This is a genomic window from Amycolatopsis sp. NPDC003731, assembly GCF_053586895.1.
The window spans coordinates 1-17,697 of record NZ_JBSFNC010000171.1; the positions used below are offsets into that span (position 1 = coordinate 1).

Consider the following 17,697-nt stretch of genomic DNA (forward strand, 5'->3'; position numbering starts at 1 on the left):
TTCGGCAAGGGCGGCGCGGAACTGGCCGGAGGTGTATTGGACGCCGCGGTCGGAATGAAATACCGCGTCGGGCTGGATGAGGCCGCGGGCGGTGGTGGGGTGGTGTCCGGCCGGAGGGGAAGGTCCGGCCGAACACCGGGCTTCATCAGAACGGCGGCTCGTCGCTGAACCCGCCGGCGGTCGCGCCGACCAGTTCGCCCTCGGGCGCGGCGCTCCACGGGTTGCCGTCCGAGGTCGCGCGCGGCTGGGTGCTGGTGGCCAGGTCCGGGTTCACCGTCGCCTTCGCGTTCTTGGTGACTGCGGCGGTGGCGTAGCGCAGCGAGGGTCCGATCTCATCGACGGTCAGCTCCATCACGGTGCGCTTCTCGCCTTCCTTGGTCTCGAACGAGCGCTGCTGGAGGCGGCCCTGGACGACGACGCGGTCACCGCGGGTCAGGGACTCGGCGACGTTTTCCGCGGCCTGCTTCCAGATGGTGCAGCGCATGAACAGGGCCTCGCCGTCCTCCCACTCGCCGGTGGCGCGGTTGAACGTGCGCGGGGTGGAGGCGACGGTGAAGTTCGCGACCGCCGCCCCGGCGTTGGTGAAGCGCAGTTCGGGATCGGCGGTGAGGTTGCCGATGATGGTGATGGTGGTGTCGCCGGCCATGGTGGCCTCCCTGGTGCTCGTTGGGGTGTGGAACGCGGCGCAGCCTGAGCACGCGGCGGCCGGGGGGCGCCGTCAGGCGACGTCCCCGGCCCGGCTCATCCGCCCGGCGTGAACCAGCTACGGCGGGACAGGCGCCCGATCCCGGCAGGTGGAAGGCTGGTTCACCCGGGCGGATCGGGCCGAGCTTCGGGGACGCACAGCCCCCGGCCGGGGTGTGCTTACCTCCGGGCGGTTCACGACCCGGCGAGCCGGGCAAGGCCACGCGGTGACACCTGCCCGCCGTCGCGCCATCACCCACGACCATCCCGCGCATGTCCGGCTGGCGTTCGGGCTGAGGGCTGCCGCCTCGCTTCGGGGCACTCTGGCGAGTGGCGCGAACGGCGTGGAGAGGGTGGGAGTCATGCCTACTCGATCGTGGGCTCGCCGAGCAGGGTGCGCCGAGTTTCGGTGCTGGCGTTCTGGATCAGGTGACGGATCTCCGACGGTGCGACAGCGTGGCCGAGCAGACGTGAAAGGAGCTCGGTCAGGGGCTGTTCGGGACCGGCGTTCTCGAGCGCGATCCGCGCTCGTGTTCCGTCGCCACGCAGGTACGCGTGCGCGGCGATGACGGTGGCGAGCTGGCCGGCGATGGGGGCGCTGCTGTGGCGCCACAGGTGCAGAACCAGGTTCTCGGCCGCCAGGCGCGTCGCGTCGTCGGGGACGGCGAGCAGGGCGTCGCGGAACGGCAGCGTGGCGAAGGTCGCGGCGAGATCGGCGACGACGGCATCGTCGGCGGGCAGCTCGCCGTGGGCGGCGGCGCGGATCGCGGCGTCGGCGCGGGCTAGGCGGACGTGTGCGGCGAGGTGCCGGTGCTGGTCGATGGCTGCGGATTCGACGGCGTCGGTGATGCGGGGTTGCAGACGTGCGCGGAGATGCTCCGGTGCGGGAGTGAACCGCGCCGCGAGGTCTTCCCGGGAAGAGGCGATGGTGTGTCCGGCGGCGATGGCGGCGACCGCGGCCGGGGTGGTTGCGGGGTCGGGCAGGACAGCTGTGCGGTCGGGGTCGAGATAGGAGCGCCACCGCGCGCCCTCGGCGATAGCCGGCACGTGAACGACGTCGATGTCGGTGAATCCGTGCTCGGCCAGCTGTGTGACGACGGTGTCGACGTCGGCGCGCAGCGGCAGCGAGTCGTCACCGGCATCGTCGACGGTGCGGACGAGGATGCCGGTGACGCAGAGGACGGGCAGGTCGCAGCATTGCCGGTTGAACTGCCGCGCGCAGTCGTCGGCATGGTCAGTGAGGTGGGCGAGGTCGATTCGGCTGAGTGGGCCGGTGGTGACCGTGCCGTCGTTGTTGGTGAGTGCGGTGATCAGCACCAGAGACTCGTCGGGGATGAAGCCGAGCAGCGCCGGGACGCTGGCGACGATGGAGGTGGTGCTGGCGAGGGTGAGAGACATGAGCATCCTTCCCGAGAAGGGGGAGTACGGGCTTTCGGTGGAGCCCGGTCTGTGGATCAGCGGCCGATCTCGGCGCGCAGCGTCTGCGCGGCGGTGAGGGCTATCCACGGCGGCGAGGGTCGTCGGACGTCCCGGCCGGAGGCCGGGACGAATCCGTTGACCGCGACGCTCCAGAAGTCCGGCCAGGGTGCGGTGTCGGTGCGTTCGCTGCGGTAGATCACGCGCACGTCCTGCCCGTCGGCGCGCCGGGCGTGTGCGGTGATCCGGATCGCGACGCGCATGCGGTTGCGGCGCTGGACGGGCTCGTCGTAGACCAGCGAGATCGGTGTCGCGGGCAGGGCGCGGCACAGCTCGACGAGGACACCGCGCGCGAGATTCCAGGCGCCGTAGTCCTCGAGGCTGCCGCGGTGAGGGATGTTGCAGGCGACCGACTCGCGCAGCACGTACGAGCGGCTCCAGTCGTAGGCGGTGACCCACAACTTGTCCTCAGCCATGGTCGGTCACCGCCGTGTTCGCCTCGGCGAGCGCGCGGTTCAGGCACGCGCGGGTGAACTCGAGGTTTTCGGCATGCCGCTGCGTGGTCCAGGTGTGCGCGTCGGGTTCGATGATGTTCGCGGCTGCGGTGACAGCGGCGTCGGTGCAGCGCCCGTCGACGTCGAGGACGGGGTAGACGGCCTCGACGACCCGGCACGCGTCGACGACACCGGACACGAGGCACTTCTTCCATACCGCCGTGATGAGCGCGGTCTTGTGCCGCCGGGCTCGGGTGTGCTGCTCGGCCCATGTGATGGGTTGCGGTGTGATGCGGCGGCCGCCGAGTTCGGTTTCGATCAGCCGGCACGCTCGCGCGTAGGCGGATTCGTTGTATTCGTGTGGTGTGGTGTGGACGGTCGATGTGGTCACTGAGTACCTCCGGGTCGGGTGCGGGTGAACCCGTCCTCCCTGAGCACGCCCGCGGTCCTCGGGCGCCCCGTCGGTTCACGCTGCGGGCTGAGGAGAGCCGGCGCCCGAGGGCCCCGGGTGTGCTGTGCTGGCGGCGGTCACCCGCCGACCGGAGTGCCTGACCGCGGCTGCGGACTCAGCGGCCCGTCGGCTTGTCACCGCCGATGACGCTCATTTGCTGCTCCACTGCCCGCTGGGCCTGGCGAATCAAGGCAGACAGCTCAGCCGGGATTCCCTCGGCGTCGAGCCAGAGCGCGGTGGAGGTGCGGTCGTCGCAGCCCTCCGGGCGCCGAGTCGGCTACGGCCGGTTCGGGAAGTCGATCACGTCGCGGTCCGGGTGAAGAACTCGCGGATCGACTTGTCGCGTCCATGCCAGCCGACGGTTTGGTTGCGGGGGACAGGACGCCGGGCGCGCGGTCAGCTGTACCGCCCCGGGTTCGCGAGGAAGAACCGGCCCGGCTGCGCGGTGGCTGACGGCAGGTGAACGAGGTGCAGACATCGGGCGTTCCCTTCAGTCGGTGCAGAACGGGCGATGAACGGCGCGGACGAGCCTGAACGGCGAGCGGCACCACTGGCAGGAGACCGCGGTGCGAGAGCGCAGTTCCGGCGGCGCCGGGGCCGGGCCAGGCGAGGGCGCTGGAGGCGTCGTGCTGTAGTAGTAGCGATCCCAAAGGGTGTGGTGGGTGCCGCGATCGTCGCTGGCCCAGCGTGCCGTGATCGACCAGGTCGGGCGGGTCAGGTCGCCGTCGCGGAAGCGGATCTCGATGGACTCGACGATGTACCAGCGATGCCAGTAGCGGCACCAGTAGGTGCCGCCGACCTGGCGTGAGCCGATCGCGTCGAAGACCTCACGCATCCGCTCCCGGTGACGCCACAGGCGTAATTGCGCGGGGTCGAGCGCGCGCAGGACCTCCGGTGGCGGTGACCAGAGGCAATCGCAGGGCTGCGGGTACCACGGTTGAGTCTCGTCCGGGTCCCATGCCTCGTTGGTGTCGTCGCTGACTGAGTACTCGCCGTTGCCGCCACAGTGGGGGCAGCTGGCGGGGGCCCACGGCCCGCCCAGGTGAATTTGGCGGTATCCCTCGGGAACCTGGAACGGCGGCTGCGTCATCTGCCCTCCTTGAACGGTGGTTTCCGGCGGACGGGGCCGCTGGGGGTGAACGGGGCTTCGCGAGCACGGCGGGGCCCTGGGCCCTCGGCTGCCCGACCGAGGATCGGCACCGTGGCGGGTTCCGGGCCACGCCGTGCTTTTCTGGTGACCGGGACAGGCCGCGGCGCCGTCCCGGCGAGCCCGGCCGCTGGCTACCTCTCGTGCGGGGTACTCAGGATCGGGACGAAGTGGGCGCAGACCGCCGGTTGGCGTTGCCGGGCCTCGGAGATCACGATGTCGATGGCGTCGCGCAGGCAGGTGCGGATGGCGTGGTGGCTGGGGCGGCGCGCCGGGTGGTGATGGACGACGACCGGATCGAGTGGCCGGCGACGTTCGCGGTGCTCGCCGGCCTGGTCGCGTTCTTCCACGCTCGAGAGTGTGGCGACGAACCCGAGCGTGGCGTGGAAGGCGATGTGCAGACGCGCCCAGGGAAGCCAGCTATCGTCGTCCTGCCGGCCGAGATTCCAGTACGCGGTCGCGGTGTGGCCTTCGCGGCGGACGACGGGGCGGGGATGCGGGTCGATCGCTGTGACGATGGCTGGGTCGGTTGGTGCGCTGGGTTCGGCGTCGTGCGGGATAACGTTGGTCTTGTGGATGGTGAAGCCCGAGCCGGGCCGTTCGCCGGCGATGGCCAGATACATTCCCTGGTCTTGCACGACCGTGCCCAGCTGGGGTTTCCCGTTGTAGGTGAAGCGGACGCGATCGCCTTCGGGGTAGCGGTGCTGGAGCTTCGGCAGCCAGCCCGCGGGGATCAGGTGGATGGGGATGAGGGCCTTTTCCAGGTCGGTGCTGTCCGGTTGACGCTGCCAGAGCCAGGTGAGGCTCGATGCGGCGTTGGGTTCGGGCGATGTGGTGTCGGGCATGACAAGGTCCCTTCGATCAGCGGGCACCCGGCTGCGACCGGTGTCGGGGTGCGGGGCGGTCGGTGAGGATGCGGGGGTGTTCGCGGCCGGCGGCGATGCCGTCGCGGATGGTGGTGGTCAGTTCGCGGGCGTCGAAGTCGGCGACGCCCAGGTGGCGGCGGGCGGCTTCGGTGAGGTAGTGGGTGATCGCGGCGGCGCTGATCCAGCCGTTGCCCAGCAGTTCCCCGAGGGCTGCGGCGGCGGCGTAGACGGCGATGTGGCGGTGGCCCTCGGTGGCGGTGGCGACGTTGCAGCATTCCGCGGTGACAGCGGCTTGGACGTAGGCGGTGACGCGGTGGCTGGTCACCGGCGGCATCGGAACCACAGCGGGGTGGGGCGGCGGTGATGGTGGGGTGAGGGCGGCGACCAGCCATCCTGGGAGCTCAGCGACGGGTAGGTCCCCGGTGACGGCATACGGGACCAGCACGCCCTGGACGACGGCGATGGATCTCGGGGCGGTGATGAGTGCGCCGGGGCCGCGGGTGTCGACGTGCCAGCCGAGCCCGCGGCCGCGACCGCCGACGGTGCTGCGCAGCCGCGATCCGGGCGGCCGGTGGAAGTAGCGATGCTCGCCCCCATGCGGGGTGGTGACGGTGAAGGTGTCGACCGGGTCCGGTTCGCCGGCCTGGTGCGCGAGCAGCGCCAGGACGTCGCGGCCGTGGCTGATGCCTTGGCGGGCCCACGGGATGGGGATCGGGCCGTGGGCGGCGTCGAGGTCGAGCACCAGCAGCCCGGCTGGCCCACAGGCAATCCCGACGTTGCACGACGGGTGGCGGTGCCACCAGCGGCGGATGCGGTCGGGATCGCAGGTTGCTCGCTGCTGCCAGCCGCGGATGGCAGGTCGCTTGCTGTGCGGGGCGAGGGGAAAAACCGGCCACCCGCGCGCGGCAATGTCCAACGCCGCACCCAGCAGTCCGTTGGCGCCGGCGATGAGCGTGACCGCTGTCGTGGGGGCGCTCATGGCACCAGCTCGGCGGCGATCGGGGCGGGGATGGGGTCGATGACCATGGCGGCGGCGTTGTCGGTGCCGCCGAAGTGCCGCGCGGCGAGCGTCAGCCGGGCGGCGCAGGCGCCCGGGTCGCTGAACGTGCGGACCGCGCGGACGAGAGAGGAATGCGGGACGGGTTTGTGGACGCCGTCGCTGGTCAGCAGCAACCGACGCCGCGGACCGGTGGTGGTGACGTGGCCGATGTCGGCGGGGGTGGCGGTGGCCACGGAACTCGTGACGACGTTGTCCCGCCGGGCCGCCAGCTCCTCGAGTTCTTGGGGCCGATCCCGGTAGGACTCCGCGAGGCTTTCGCGCAGGTCTTGACCTTCGGTGTGGTCGACGGTGAGCTGGGTGAGGACGTCGGTGTCGGGGTCGTATTCGTAGGCGCGGCAGTCTCCGACCCACGCGATGTCCCAGCCATCGCCGCGTTCGGGCGGCAGTGGGGTGGCGACGACCATGACGGTGTCGCCGTCGTGGAGGGTGGTGAGGGTGGCGGTGGCGGCGAGCAGGCCGGCGACGGCGCCGCGGTCGGCGGCGGCGTAGGCGGCGGTGGCTGCGGCACTGCCCGCGGCATAGGCGGCCAGCGAGTGATCGCCGATGCCGTCGGCCAGGGCCCAGCCGTGGCGCGTGCCGGTGATGGAGACATGGATGCCGGTGGCGTCGGCCTGGTGGCTGCGGCCGCCGATGCGCACGGCCGTGCCGGGTAGGTAGCTGGCGTGTTCGCCGGCGTAGCGGCGGTGGTGGCGGGCCAGAGCGCGGGCGTCGCTGTGGGATTCGGCAATCTCGGCCCAGCCACAGCGGCAGGTGGCGTGTGTCCAGGCTGGTCCGGGCGGGAGCGGGGCGTGGGGCCAGACGGGGTGGTTCGCCGAGGCGTAGGTACTGGTGCGGTGGATGTGGTCGAAGACCGGTGGAAGGTGCGGGTGCATCGGAGCGACTCCGTTCACGCATGGGACCGGGGCGGGCGCCGCGGCGCAGTGCGCGGGCCCGCCCCAGCGAGGAATCGGGTGCGGTGGTGGTCCGGGCGGCTAGTTCGCGGCCCCGGTCAACTCGCCTTCGCCCTCGGCTTCGTCGTCGGGCCGGAACGGCTGGTCCTGGCGTTTGGTGGCGTCGTCATCGGCGACGTCGGCCGCCGTGTCGGTCTCCTCGACCGTGCCCGCGGTTTCGTTCTCATCGCCCCTGGTGACGTCGTCGAGGTCCTGGAGGTGAGCCTGGGCGGGCCCGCCGTCGCCGTCGATGTCGTCGTCGGTCGCCTCGCTGTTGGAGTCCTGGCCCGGCTGGTGGCTCTGCACTTCGCTGGCTTCGTCGCCGTCGTCGTCGGGCTGTTCGTCGGTGGTGGCCGCGGTGTCGGATTCACCGAGCTGGGCGGCGATGACGTCCTGCTCGGATTCCGGGTCGATGACCTTCCGCTCGACATCGGAGGCCGGGTAGCCCCAGCTGACGATCGCGGCCATGTACGCCTGGGACGAGCCCCATGGGCTGCGCCAGGTGTTGGGGGACAGGTCGTCCTCGATCGCGCACAGGGTGAGGACCAGGTCGTAGAGGGTGGCCTTTCCCGCCGTGGGCGCCTTGGCGATCTTGGCGGTCAGGTCGGCGAGCGTGGCACCGACTGGCATGCCGAACATTTCCATTCCCAACGGGTGGTTGCGTTCGAACGCGCGCCGCAGCGCGTAGCCGCCGTGGGCCTTCTGCAGGGCGAGGAACAGCTGCGCGCCCTGCGGCGCGGTCTTGCGCCGCACCAGCCCGGTCAGCCATTCCCGGCGCGGGGTCTGCGAGGCGTCCCAGTCCTTGTTGTTCTGGATCACCCACCTGCGGATGATCCGCGCCTTCTGGCGCTCGAGTTCCGCGGCGGCCTGGGCGGCGCGGGCGGCCGCGATCTCGTCGGTCTCGCCGGCTGCGTCCGCGTCGCCGAGTGAATCGGGGTCGACGGCGTGGCCGGGCACCCCGGCGCTGGTCGTGTCGGTGGTCACGGGGGTGAAGTCCGCGCGGCCGGCCGGGGCGTAGGCGAGGGCGTGACCGTGGGCCCGGAAGTCGGCGCACCCGTAGACGGCTACCGGGATCTGGGTGCCTTGCTCGTCGTAGTGGTCGGTTTCGATCCAGGCGCCGTGCCCCGGGCAGGACGCGTGGTCCTCGGCGGTCAGCTCGGTGTGGGGCTCGTGTTCGGGGGTGGGCCGCAGCCGGTCCAGCGAGCGTGCGTCCCCGTCGTGCTGGGGCAGGCTGTCGTCGAAGATCGTGGCTCCTGCGGAGGTCAGCTCCTCGGTGAGGTCCTCGATCAGTGCGGCGAGCTGCTGCTTCTGGGCGCGTTCGGCGCGCTTGCGCTCGGCGACGACGCTGAAGTTGTTCGGATTGTCGCGCGCGATGATGAGGAGTTCCTTCGCGGTGTCGCGGTCACCGGCCTCGTCGAATTCGGCCACCACGGCCGCCTGCAGCACGTCGAGGTCGTAGCGTTCGGCGGCCTTGAGCGCCAGCTCGCTGCGGCCGGCCTGCAAGACGTTCTCGACGTAGGCTTTGCCCTTCTTGCCCAGGGCGAGCTTGCGGGCGATTCCGGTCGGGGTGAGGTTGAACGCGGTGAGCTGCTCCATGCCGCGAGCCTTGTCGCCCAGGGTGAGCCCGATGCGGACATCGTTTTCGATGAACTGGTTGACGATCCGCTCGATGGTGGCCTTGCGTTCGTCGGCCGTCGGCGGGGTTTTCATCCAGACCGGCACCGTGCAGCCGGCTTCGCGGGCGTTGAGGACGCGGCGCTGGCCTTCGGTGACCACGATGGCGCCGGTGTCGTAGTCGCGGTAGCCGTTGGCCGCGGTTATGACGCCGTGGGTCTTGAAGTTCGCCGTCGTTTCCTCGTCGGCCTCGGCGTTGTCGGTGCGCACGTTCTCCGCGAGCAGCACCGTGTGCGGGTCGACGTGCTGGACGGTGTCGACCTCGGCATCCCATCGGGCGTGCAGGGCCGCGCGCTCCTCGCCGGCCAGCTCGTCCAGCGGGGGACCCGTCACGTCGCTGGCCGACGACGTGTCGTCGGCGGCACTGTCCAGAGCGGACGACGCGAGGTGGGTGTCCGGTGTGGTGGTGGAGGTGGTCTTGTCGGTGTCGCGCTGGGTCGGCAGATCCATCGTGCTGGTCACGAAGGGCTCCTTCACACGGGCCGGCCGGTCACCGAATGAGCTTCGATGACTGGCCACGAACCCCGCAGGCCGCCAATCTCCGGGTAGTGGCGGAGAACGAGCGGAGTGCGGGTGTCCCGGTCGGGACGCACTCGTCTCAGCGGGGCCGCCGACGTCGGCGGTATGCCCGCCTCCGCCAGCACTGTCGCGGCCGTGACGGTAAAGCAGGCGGGTGCCGCCGACGCCAGGCTCCGCTAGAGTGCGCTGGCCCGACCAGAACACCCACGCCCGCTTTCCGAGCGCAGCGATACTTTTCATTCCCAGCGTCATCTTCGTTCTCTGCGTGAAGTCGTCCTATGTCACGCCGCCTTCGGCATCGGCGGAGACAGCCCACGCCTTGAATCCCGCTTGGTCCTTCGTGTCCCCGTGCAACCCCAGCGCAAACTTCAGCTCGGTCGGTCCAACGACGAAGTGGACGTCGCTGCTCGCCACGTGCGCCGCAGTCACCATCAGTTGGTCCCGGGCCACCGGTACCGCGTCTGCCAGCTCAACAGGTGAGGGCGCATCAGGGCGTGGGCGGCGGTGTCGGAAGGAGCTCGTTGCGGCAGGCGTGAAGGGCATGCTGGTGCAGGTAGTCGGTTGAGGACGCAACTTCAGAGGCGGTGTCATCGCCTGTCGGAATCCGGCCGCCTGCCGCTGGGCTCGATCAGAACGCCGGCCGAGCGCCACCGCCAAGGGGACAGGCGAAGTGTCCAACGAATTGTGGAAGAACCACATCATTCGTGCGGCTTTGTACCGAAGACGTCGCCGCTCAGATACAAGCTCTTGTCATCCGCTTGGCGTTGACGAAGGAGAGCAGAATGCAGGGTGAAGCTGATGGTTCGCAGATTTTGGCGAGTGATTCCGTGCATGCGTACCGCCGCAGGGCAGCGCTCGTGGCCTTGCTCGCTGGTTCGGCGCTCGCAGTGGATCTGGTGAGCGGTCCGGTGGCGCAGGCGCGGGACTGTCAGAGTGTGCCTCATGACGCGGTGACTGCCGGTGCTGCGGGAGCGGGTGCTCTGGTGGGCGGTCCGGTCGGCGCCATCATCGGCGCGGGAGTGGGTGCGGGATTGTCCAGGAAGCACTGGCGAACGTCGTCAAGCACGCGGCGGCGAGCCACCGCGCAGGTGCTGATGACGTGCGATCACACTCGGCTCGCGATCACTGTCCGCGATGACCGTCGCGGCCTGCGCGGCTCGCGGATTCCCCGAGTTCCGGGTATGGCATGGAAAGCGTGCGGTGATGGTGCGCGGCGTATGGCGGCGACCTGACCGTGAGCGATCGCCCCGGTGGTGGCACCCGGGTCCGGGCGACCTTCCTGACTTACACCGCCGACGGGACCGATGCTCCAGCGTGAACGTCCAGTTGCAACGAACGTGGTCCTGGCAGGGATTCGGCGCTTGCTGGAAGGAACGGAAGTCACCGCTCCTGCGAATGGCTCCCCCGATGGGGCGTCAGTCGGAAAGGGCTTTTTCCGAGACCGGTGGCGTCGCGCGCTGCCCGAACCCGCGCACCCAGCTCGCTCATCGGTCGGCCTTACCTCCCTGATGCCCGCGTCGAAAAGATGAATATCACTGACACTGATATTCATTTCACTTGACTCAGATGTGGCTGGCGGACGAGCAGGTCAGCCATAGAGCCAGGTCATCGAGGTGGCCAGGCATTCGGCGGGGGTTCCGGCGTCGGCGGCGAACAGGAGCGCCGCGCCCTGCAGGATCGTGGCAGCGTCGGCGGGGTTTCGGGTGAGAAGTTCGCTGATCACTATCCCGGCTTCGGCGCCGAGATCGGCAGGGTCGATGACGAGCGGCAGCGTCGAGGGGTTGAGGTAGTCGGGCGCGTCGGTCGGGCGGAGGTCGGTCACCGTGGTCGTCCCGGCGTGGGCTGGCGTTCGGCGGAGCGGTTGGCGGTCGGCGTGGCGGCGGCGCTGCGTCGGCACGGTGATGGTGATATCCGGGCGGGTATGGGCTGCGTCTGGGGCAGGTGCGGGACCGGGCAGCGAAGGATGCCGGCGTTGTAGGCGATAGCGACGGCATGTGCGCGGTTGCGGGCCTTCAGCTTGGCGAAGATGTTCTTCATGTGGGTGCGGATGGTTTCGGTCGAACGGAACTGTTTCGCGCCGATCTGGATGTTGTTCAGCCCGAGTGCGACGTCGTCGAGGACTTCCCGTTCGGTAGCGGTCAGCTCTGCTGATTTGGGCATGGTCGGACCTCCGGGTCGTGTGGTGAGACGAGGGGGCTGGCCGGGGCAGCGCGGCGCGTGCGCTGCCCCCGGCCAGCCCCGAACCGGGGTTCGGCGTGCCCGGGGCAGGGCGTGCCGAACTCGGGGATCCCGGTTCATTCAGGTGGCCTCGCGCGGGGTGGCGTGTGGACGACTCCGGGACATCCAGGCCCGGCGTGGTACCGGTCAAGGGCCCCGGCCGCATACGGGGGTTCGAGCTCGCGATCTGGGCCTTGACCGGTGCCGCGGGGTCTGGTCGCGTGGTCGGGGCCGCGCGCCGTCCGGCGAGGTCAGGTGTGGTCGGGAACCGTCGCACGGGTTGCGGGCGGCTTGCGATCCGCGGGTCATGTGGTGAGGGCGGCGGTGTGAATGGAGTCGTGGCCGGTTGGCTCGTCGTCGGGTAGGTCGGGGCGCAGAGCGGATGGTCGCGGTCGACCAGACCGGTGATGGTGAGGTGGACACTGCCGACGGCGCGGCGGTCGACACGGACCTCCTAGATCTGGTGGAACCGGTAGGCCGCACGCGGCGGCACGGTCCGGGGCGGCACGCGAGAGGCGGGAGGCGGCCCACCAATCGGTGGTGGTGCAGTCGATCACCCGATCGCCGGCGTCGGCGATCGCGGTGACGGCGTCGCGCGCCAGTGCCGGGCCGACGAGGTCGACCTGCTTCGTGAACGCATCGCGAGCCTCATCGATCGCGGCGAGCACGGGTGCGGCCTGCTCGAGCAGGGCCGTGGCGTCGAGATTGCCGAGTGATGCGGTCGGCGTAGGCGCGGGCGTCGGTGAACCCGCGGAGCCAGCCGGAAGCGAGGGCGTCGAGGCAGGTGATGCAGTCGTCGTGGCAGCGGTAGAGGCTTGGGCCGGGACACCGCGATCGAGATCCCGTGCCCAGTGTCCGTGCAACCGCGGGTGCGCACTCCACCAGCGGGATAGTGCTGGTGCTCACGATGGAAGTCCTCTCGTGAAGTGGAACGGAGAGTAAAGGCGGGGACCGGTCAGAGCTCAGATCGCGGCGAGGACTTTGCGCAGGACGGCGGTGGTGGCGCGGTCGTGCTTGGCCAGCTCGCCGCACATCACCCGCGTCATGTTCCGTTCGGCGCGAGTGGCGCCGCGGATGACGGCTTCGTGGTGTAGGTGGGTGTTGACCGCCTGTACGACGCCCCAGCCGGTGTTCTTCCACGGGCTGACCCGGCTGTCGCTGGTCCACAGCCGGGTCAGCGCGGAGCGCTTGGTGGCGGCGTTGGTGCGTGCCCGGCCCGGCTCGGCGGGGATCGGGGTGTGGGCGTCGAGGAACGCTTTCCAGGCCTGGTCGGTGACGGTGGTCTGGCACAGCTTCTTGACCTCGGCGGCGAAGTCGTCGGCGACCGTGTGCACGATCTGCAGCGCCTCACGAGCCGAAAGCAGCTGCAGGGCACTGTTGCGCTTGTGGACGACAGCGTGGTCCTGGCCGTCTTCGCGCAGTCCGGCGGCCATCGTGTTGTCGCAGACGATGTTGGTGACGACTCGCTTGTAGCGGGTTTTCAGGCTGGCGTCGTGGCTGGAGCAGGCGAGCAGGTTGGGTCGGAATTCCACGCCTTCGGGGGTGACGATGTTGTCGGGGATCTCGACGCTGACCCAGGCTTGCTTGCGGTTGCGCAACAGTCCGGCGGAGCCGATGGTGAGGCCGTCGTCGAGCAGGGTGGCGACGTTGTCCAGCAGCCAGGTCCCGTACTGGTGGATGCCGTACTCGTCGGTGTGGATGGCGAGAAGATCGCCGGTGTCGGAGGTGGTGACGCCCAGGTGGTGCTCGGCCAGGCGAAGCCCGAATCGGTCTTCGACGAAGACCCGGGCGGGTTCGGCGGTCCAGCCAAAGAGGCGTCGTTTGACGTCGCCGATGGGGATGGGGCCGGGGTAGTGGTTGGGTTCGGTGGTCTGGTCTTCGGCGCGGTAGTGCCAGGCGTGGCCGCGTTTGTCGGTGAATCCGATGAGGACGTGGGTGTTGAGCCACTTGCTGGTTTCCTTGGACACGACGATCGCCCTTCCGGTGTGGCGCTGGGCGAGCCTGGTGCCCTGGGGGCACGGGCTCGCGGGTGGACGGCCACGGCTCACCAGGCTGAGCGCCGGCGGCGCACGAGCACGTGCTGCGGGACGATGTCGTGGTGTGCTGGTGGCTGTGCGCCGCCGGCGCGGGCCTGGTTCTCTGGGCCCGGTCGCGTCGCGACGGCCGAGCGCCTGGTTCGGCGTGATAGGAGCGCAACGTTTCTGTCAATGCCGCTGCGTCAGCTTGCTGCGAGGAGGGAACGCTCGCGCTGACGACCTCAAGCCGGTGGTCGTTCTGCGACGACACCGTCGGCGCAGGCGGGTAACCGATGGTAGTGGGAGACGACGGCACTGGGGGCCGGCACCAGTTCTTCGGCGAGGCTCGCGATCGTGAACGGGATCTGGGCACAGCGGCCGCGTGTGCAAGATTGCTGCGGCAAAAGGACGCTTCCTCTGCTCCTTCTGCTTGTTGGATAAGGAAATTTCGCTGAACCGCAGGTGTGAGCACACGCGGATCTTGATCACTCTAATGGAGGCTGGCTTGCTCCTGGGTGAAGTCGCTATACAGGAAGCGGGGAAGGTTCGAGTCGATGCGGCGCGACGAGGGGGCGTGACAGGCTTTGTCGCATCCGTTAGTGGCAATCTATGACGGCCTCCGCTTGGTGTGCGTGTCGCGATTCTGAGCTTAGATCCGAGTGGATCTTCTCTCTTCTTCGAAGAGTTATTGCCGGCTCATTTGTTGGTTGGCATAAATCTATGTGGGGAGACAATGAGAAAAACGGTATTGATAGCCGTCGTGTCACTTTTCAGCATGGTTGTCAGTGGGGTGCTTGTCCCTGTTGGTGCCTCTGCGGACCCGCTGGGGCCGTACTTCTACGGCAACACTGTGACGGACGGCCGATCCGTGAACTCCGACGTCACGGCCCGGCAGTTGACGGCCGTTCCGTGTGCGAGCGCGCCGGACGCCGAGTGGCAACTGTCGCGATTCACGAGTTGCTGGCACGCAGGTCTCACTTACACCGCCTATGACGCGAAAACGCATGCGCCCGTCGGTGGCGCGCGCTTCACAGTCGCTCAGTACACCGAGCTTGCTCCGAACAAGACGGACTGGACCGAGCGCGCGGAGTTGACGTTTGTGGACAAGTCCGCCTGGGGGGTGGCGGTCGGGAAATTCATGTGGGCCAACTGGTCGGCTTCGTGCGACTCCGCGTGCTCGACGACCACCTCTGCTCCGTTCCCCGCGAACACTCCAATTACGCCGGGCAGTACTCGCTCGGGATCGATCGCCTTCACGAATTCGCAGGCCAAGGGCTCTGCGGACTCCTTCCGGACGTCCTACACGCTGCAGCTCGTCCTGACCGGCTCGCTCGGTGACGCGCCCGTCCAGTACAGCGCGCCGCCACTGCGGTGTGACAACCAGGTCGGCAACACGGCCGGCTGTGTGGTCAGCGTGTTCACGCCCACGTTCAACGTTGACCGGATCGAGTTCCCAGCTGCCGCCGTGGGGGTGCAGTGGGCTCAGGACAACCTGCCGAGTCATCCAGGCAAGCGTGGCGCCGGCGAGCCACTGCACCGGCAGGCGAACCTCACCATCCAGCGCGCCAACCGGACCCGCATCTGTGGGCAGAACTGGGCACCGGACAGTACTGTTCCCAACGACAGCTGCGATGAGTTCCCCTTTGCGGCCACCCGGGAAGGTGGCAGCATGGACGGAATCGACTGTGCGGAGATCATCCCACACGCGAACGGCGCGGTGACGGTGTTCAAACCGGCCGGCAACAGCACCTGCGCTCGAGCGCACGTCCCGCTTCCGCAGAACACCGATGTCGGCGGCGACCTCGGCCAGTTCGTCCAGGACCAGCGTGTCGTCGATGGTGACGCCTACTGGGTCACCACCCGATAGCAAGTCGTTTGTTGCTGGGGCGCCTGCGCTGCACGCGGGCGACTCAGCAACACGGCAGCGTCGCGTTCGCAGTTCCGATAGGCTTGCGTCGTGGCTGACGTTGATGACGATTTCGCTTGGGCTCTCGATCCGGCGGTGGTGATGTTCTGCGTCACCTGTGTGCGAGGGATGACTGATGTCCAGTTGCTACACGCGGCCGGCGCAGATTCTTCGGGCGCTGTTCACGGCGATGCTGCAACTGTTGATTCGCTCGGCATCGATCGCGATGCACTAGGCGTGCGTGTTGCTACCATGGATGGTTGGGCAATTCTCATCGAATTTCGCTCGCTCAAGGGGGCTGACGCGCAATGGGCGACGTCCTTGTCGCGTGATAACGGCGAGGCGGTTGCGATCTTTCAGACTGGCTCCGGAATGGGCGGGTTCAGCTTCAGTCTCGACGGAGAGCTGGTCACAGCGTTCGAACCTGCGATACCTGGGATCCGAACCGGCTCCGCGCCAGACCGACTGGTGGACGACATGCGTGCCGTCTCGCTCCTGCCGGAAGGCTCGGACACCGGCGTCGATCCGGCGATCGCGACCTTGCACCTCGTGCATCGCCTGACCGGAATACGGCTTACCGAAGAACTCGTACGTGCCGCGAGTTGGCCATCGGGGTTTCTGCCGCGCCGCCGCAGGCGTCAGCCAGCCTGATTCGAGACGCTCATAGGTCTTCCATCAGTGACAGACCAAGTGAGAAAAGTACCCGCTCTGGCCTGCCGAAACATCGCTGCACGCAACGATGTCCGGGCCGCCGCGGCCGAGCCGGTGTCGGGCGCGGGACTACCGACGGGTTGCACCGACTTGGCCGGCGAGCAGGTCGAGTTCGTACTCGACGACCTCGGGGCTGGCGTGCTGTTGGAACAGCACGCCGATGGCAGCGGCGCCCGGCGCGCCGTGAGCGTGGGCGAGCGCGCAGGTGGTGAGGGGCCGGTCGCCGCGGCGCACGGCACTGGCTGTAATCAGGGTGGCCAGCCGCGCGCGCGTCCCGTGGTCGGTGGTGCCGCGGTAGAGGGCCATCCACAGCTGCTCGACCCGCTGCGGGTCGTGCTCGGCCGGTGGCAGGAGCATCGGGCCGTAGACGGTGTTGTCGGCCAGCGCGGTCATGGCGGCGAATGCCGCGACGTCGTCGATGAATTCCCCGCGACTGGCCTGGGTGGTGGCGTGGGTGACGATCCGGTTCGCCTCGTCGCCGCGCCGTACGATCAGCGGCACGACTCGGCGGGTGAACCGGCCGATGCTGGCCGGCAGGGTCTCGCCGGGCTGGGCGAAGGGCTGACCCCAGGTCGGGGTCGGGGCGTCCCCGCGGAGGCGGAGCGGCTTGGCGAAGTCGAGGTCGGCACGTGGCGGGATGACGGTGCCGAGGTGGGTGGGACGGCGGTAGTCGCGCCACGGAGCTCCGGGTCGGGTGTGAGGGGCCCAGTAGCGGCCGAGGATGGTGTGCCCTGCGGGGCGCAGCTCGGCCTCGAGCGCGGCGATCGCGGCACGGAGCGGAAGCCATTGTTGGGCGTGCTCCTCGGCGATCACGACGACGACCAGGTCGGTGTCGCGCTCGGCCGGTACGGCGGCTTGCACGTGCTCGGCGATCTCGCGGGTGCTCAGGCCGCGTATGCGGGTTACGGGGAACGCTGCGCCGGCCGGTGCGGTGAGGCGCCCGCGGCTGGTGGTGCGAGTACGGGCCGGCAGCGCGATGACGTGGAGGGTGTCGGCGCAGGTGTCGGGCAGGGATCCGATCAATTCACCTGGGGTCAGGTATGTGGTCACGGTCGGTACTCCTGGGGATCGGCCTCGCCGGCCGTGTGGGGCCTGGGGAGGCGGTGGCGGCCCACGCAGGTGTGAGCCGCCACCGCCCGAGCGCGCGTCCCGGCGGCGGCCATGACACTTCCCGGCGTCAGCAGGTCTGCATCAGGTCCGGGTCGCCGCCGGAGCGTGCGCTAGCGTCGGCCGGCCTCATCTGCAGGGACGGTCGTCTCCGGTTCCGTGTCGGGGTCGTCGCGTTCCTCGATGACGGCGATAACGTCGTCGATGGAGGTGACCAGGCGTGCGGTGCCGTCCTGGATCAGCCGGTGACATCCTGCTGATGCCGCCGAGGAGATGGGACCCGGCACGGCGAGGACGGGCCGGCCGAGCTTGGCGGCCAGGCGCGCGGTGTTGCGGGCGCCGCTGCGCCGCGCGGCCTCGACCACCAGGGTGGCTGCGGTGAGGGCGGCGATGAGCCGGTTGCGGGCGAGGAAGCTTCTCTGCACTAAGCAACGCGACACGCCGCGTCGAGCGGCCGTTTGTGGGCATCATGGCGGAGTTGGTCAAGTGTCAGAAAGTAAG

Annotated in this window: 18 protein-coding genes; 3 read left to right on the forward strand and 15 right to left on the reverse strand. The window is 69.3% G+C overall.

Going from position 1 to position 17,697, the window contains the following annotated elements; genetic code table 11:
- Nucleotides 1-145: 145 nt before the first annotated feature.
- The 10 genes from ACWDN5_RS40715 to ACWDN5_RS40760 form a co-directional block, all read right to left on the reverse strand.
- Nucleotides 146-646, reverse strand: coding sequence for a single-stranded DNA-binding protein (locus ACWDN5_RS40715; RefSeq protein WP_449680029.1), 501 nt, complete (start codon nucleotides 644-646; stop codon nucleotides 146-148).
- Nucleotides 647-1,050: 404 nt separating this feature from the next.
- Nucleotides 1,051-2,082, reverse strand: a complete 1,032-nt coding sequence (locus tag ACWDN5_RS40720; protein ID WP_449680030.1) for a DUF4192 domain-containing protein — start codon at nucleotides 2,080-2,082, stop codon at nucleotides 1,051-1,053.
- 56 nt (nucleotides 2,083-2,138) lie between these two features.
- Nucleotides 2,139-2,576: a hypothetical protein gene (locus tag ACWDN5_RS40725; protein ID WP_449680031.1), complete on the reverse strand. Its 438-nt coding sequence runs from the start codon at nucleotides 2,574-2,576 to the stop codon at nucleotides 2,139-2,141.
- The gene (locus ACWDN5_RS40730; protein ID WP_449680032.1) at nucleotides 2,569-2,985 is read right to left on the reverse strand and encodes a hypothetical protein; all 417 of its coding nucleotides are present in this window, start codon (nucleotides 2,983-2,985) and stop codon (nucleotides 2,569-2,571) included. The genes ACWDN5_RS40725 and ACWDN5_RS40730 overlap by 8 nt, the downstream gene beginning before the upstream one ends.
- A gap of 550 nt (nucleotides 2,986-3,535) precedes the next feature.
- The gene (locus ACWDN5_RS40735) at nucleotides 3,536-4,135 is read right to left on the reverse strand and encodes a hypothetical protein (RefSeq protein ID WP_449680033.1); all 600 of its coding nucleotides are present in this window, start codon (nucleotides 4,133-4,135) and stop codon (nucleotides 3,536-3,538) included.
- A 191-nt stretch (nucleotides 4,136-4,326) separates the two neighbouring features.
- Nucleotides 4,327-5,037, reverse strand: a complete 711-nt coding sequence (locus ACWDN5_RS40740) for a hypothetical protein (protein WP_449680034.1) — start codon at nucleotides 5,035-5,037, stop codon at nucleotides 4,327-4,329.
- A gap of 16 nt (nucleotides 5,038-5,053) precedes the next feature.
- Nucleotides 5,054-6,037 carry a bifunctional DNA primase/polymerase gene (locus ACWDN5_RS40745; protein WP_449680035.1) on the reverse strand — a complete coding sequence of 328 codons (984 nt, stop codon included), beginning with the start codon at nucleotides 6,035-6,037 and terminating at the stop codon, nucleotides 5,054-5,056.
- On the reverse strand, nucleotides 6,034-6,990 hold the full coding sequence (locus ACWDN5_RS40750) for a PP2C family protein-serine/threonine phosphatase (RefSeq protein WP_449680036.1): 957 nt from the start codon (nucleotides 6,988-6,990) through the stop codon (nucleotides 6,034-6,036). Before ACWDN5_RS40750 ends, ACWDN5_RS40745 begins: the two co-directional genes overlap by 4 nt.
- Before the next feature lie 99 nt (nucleotides 6,991-7,089).
- Complete coding sequence (locus ACWDN5_RS40755) at nucleotides 7,090-9,183, reverse strand: hypothetical protein (protein WP_449680037.1); 2,094 nt, start codon at nucleotides 9,181-9,183, stop codon at nucleotides 7,090-7,092.
- Nucleotides 9,184-9,516: 333 nt separating this feature from the next.
- On the reverse strand, nucleotides 9,517-9,942 hold the full coding sequence (locus ACWDN5_RS40760; protein ID WP_449680038.1) for a trypco2 family protein: 426 nt from the start codon (nucleotides 9,940-9,942) through the stop codon (nucleotides 9,517-9,519).
- 80 nt (nucleotides 9,943-10,022) lie between these two features.
- Between ACWDN5_RS40760 and ACWDN5_RS40765 the strand changes: the two genes are divergently transcribed.
- Nucleotides 10,023-10,472 (forward strand): hypothetical protein, encoded by a 450-nt coding sequence (locus tag ACWDN5_RS40765; RefSeq protein WP_449680039.1) that lies wholly within the window; start codon nucleotides 10,023-10,025, stop codon nucleotides 10,470-10,472.
- Between the two features lie 356 nt (nucleotides 10,473-10,828).
- On the opposite strand, the gene ACWDN5_RS40770 is transcribed toward ACWDN5_RS40765, so the two are convergent.
- From ACWDN5_RS40770 to ACWDN5_RS40780, 3 genes are all read right to left on the reverse strand, one after another.
- Entirely contained in the window at nucleotides 10,829-11,062 is a 234-nt protein-coding gene (locus ACWDN5_RS40770; protein ID WP_449680040.1) for a hypothetical protein, read from the reverse strand.
- Nucleotides 11,059-11,400 carry a response regulator transcription factor gene (locus tag ACWDN5_RS40775; protein WP_449680041.1) on the reverse strand — a complete coding sequence of 114 codons (342 nt, stop codon included), beginning with the start codon at nucleotides 11,398-11,400 and terminating at the stop codon, nucleotides 11,059-11,061. Before ACWDN5_RS40775 ends, ACWDN5_RS40770 begins: the two co-directional genes overlap by 4 nt.
- Nucleotides 11,401-12,419: 1,019 nt before the next feature.
- Nucleotides 12,420-13,424, reverse strand: a complete 1,005-nt coding sequence (locus ACWDN5_RS40780; protein ID WP_449680042.1) for a DUF932 domain-containing protein — start codon at nucleotides 13,422-13,424, stop codon at nucleotides 12,420-12,422.
- A gap of 916 nt (nucleotides 13,425-14,340) precedes the next feature.
- On the opposite strand from ACWDN5_RS40780, the gene ACWDN5_RS40785 reads away from it, so the two are divergent.
- Together ACWDN5_RS40785 and ACWDN5_RS40790 are read left to right on the forward strand one after the other, a co-directional pair.
- The gene (locus ACWDN5_RS40785) at nucleotides 14,341-15,339 is read left to right on the forward strand and encodes a NucA/NucB deoxyribonuclease domain-containing protein (protein ID WP_449680043.1); all 999 of its coding nucleotides are present in this window, start codon (nucleotides 14,341-14,343) and stop codon (nucleotides 15,337-15,339) included.
- A 90-nt stretch (nucleotides 15,340-15,429) separates the two neighbouring features.
- Nucleotides 15,430-16,029, forward strand: coding sequence for a DUF6461 domain-containing protein (locus ACWDN5_RS40790; RefSeq protein WP_449680044.1), 600 nt, complete (start codon nucleotides 15,430-15,432; stop codon nucleotides 16,027-16,029).
- A 129-nt stretch (nucleotides 16,030-16,158) separates the two neighbouring features.
- On the opposite strand, the gene ACWDN5_RS40795 is transcribed toward ACWDN5_RS40790, so the two are convergent.
- Nucleotides 16,159-17,139: a DUF4192 family protein gene (locus ACWDN5_RS40795; protein ID WP_449680045.1), complete on the reverse strand. Its 981-nt coding sequence runs from the start codon at nucleotides 17,137-17,139 to the stop codon at nucleotides 16,159-16,161.
- A gap of 170 nt (nucleotides 17,140-17,309) precedes the next feature.
- The gene (locus ACWDN5_RS40800; protein WP_449680046.1) at nucleotides 17,310-17,621 is read right to left on the reverse strand and encodes a DNA-processing protein DprA; all 312 of its coding nucleotides are present in this window, start codon (nucleotides 17,619-17,621) and stop codon (nucleotides 17,310-17,312) included.
- Nucleotides 17,622-17,697 lie beyond the last annotated feature (76 nt).

Excerpts from the sequence above, each read along its gene's own strand:
- ACWDN5_RS40715 (WP_449680029.1), bottom strand. The coding sequence starts at position 646 with ATGGCCGGCGACACCACCATCACCATCATCGGCAACCTCACCGCCGAT.
- ACWDN5_RS40720 (WP_449680030.1), bottom strand. The coding sequence starts at position 2,082 with ATGTCTCTCACCCTCGCCAGCACCACCTCCATCGTCGCCAGCGTCCCG.
- ACWDN5_RS40725 (WP_449680031.1), bottom strand. The coding sequence starts at position 2,576 with ATGGCTGAGGACAAGTTGTGGGTCACCGCCTACGACTGGAGCCGCTCG.
- ACWDN5_RS40735 (WP_449680033.1), bottom strand. The coding sequence starts at position 4,135 with ATGACGCAGCCGCCGTTCCAGGTTCCCGAGGGATACCGCCAAATTCAC.
- ACWDN5_RS40740 (WP_449680034.1), bottom strand. The coding sequence starts at position 5,037 with ATGCCCGACACCACATCGCCCGAACCCAACGCCGCATCGAGCCTCACC.
- ACWDN5_RS40745 (WP_449680035.1), bottom strand. The coding sequence starts at position 6,037 with ATGAGCGCCCCCACGACAGCGGTCACGCTCATCGCCGGCGCCAACGGA.
- ACWDN5_RS40750 (WP_449680036.1), bottom strand. The coding sequence starts at position 6,990 with ATGCACCCGCACCTTCCACCGGTCTTCGACCACATCCACCGCACCAGT.
- ACWDN5_RS40760 (WP_449680038.1), bottom strand. The coding sequence starts at position 9,942 with ATGATGTGGTTCTTCCACAATTCGTTGGACACTTCGCCTGTCCCCTTG.
- ACWDN5_RS40765 (WP_449680039.1), top strand. The coding sequence starts at position 10,023 with ATGCAGGGTGAAGCTGATGGTTCGCAGATTTTGGCGAGTGATTCCGTG.
- ACWDN5_RS40775 (WP_449680041.1), bottom strand. The coding sequence starts at position 11,400 with ATGCCCAAATCAGCAGAGCTGACCGCTACCGAACGGGAAGTCCTCGAC.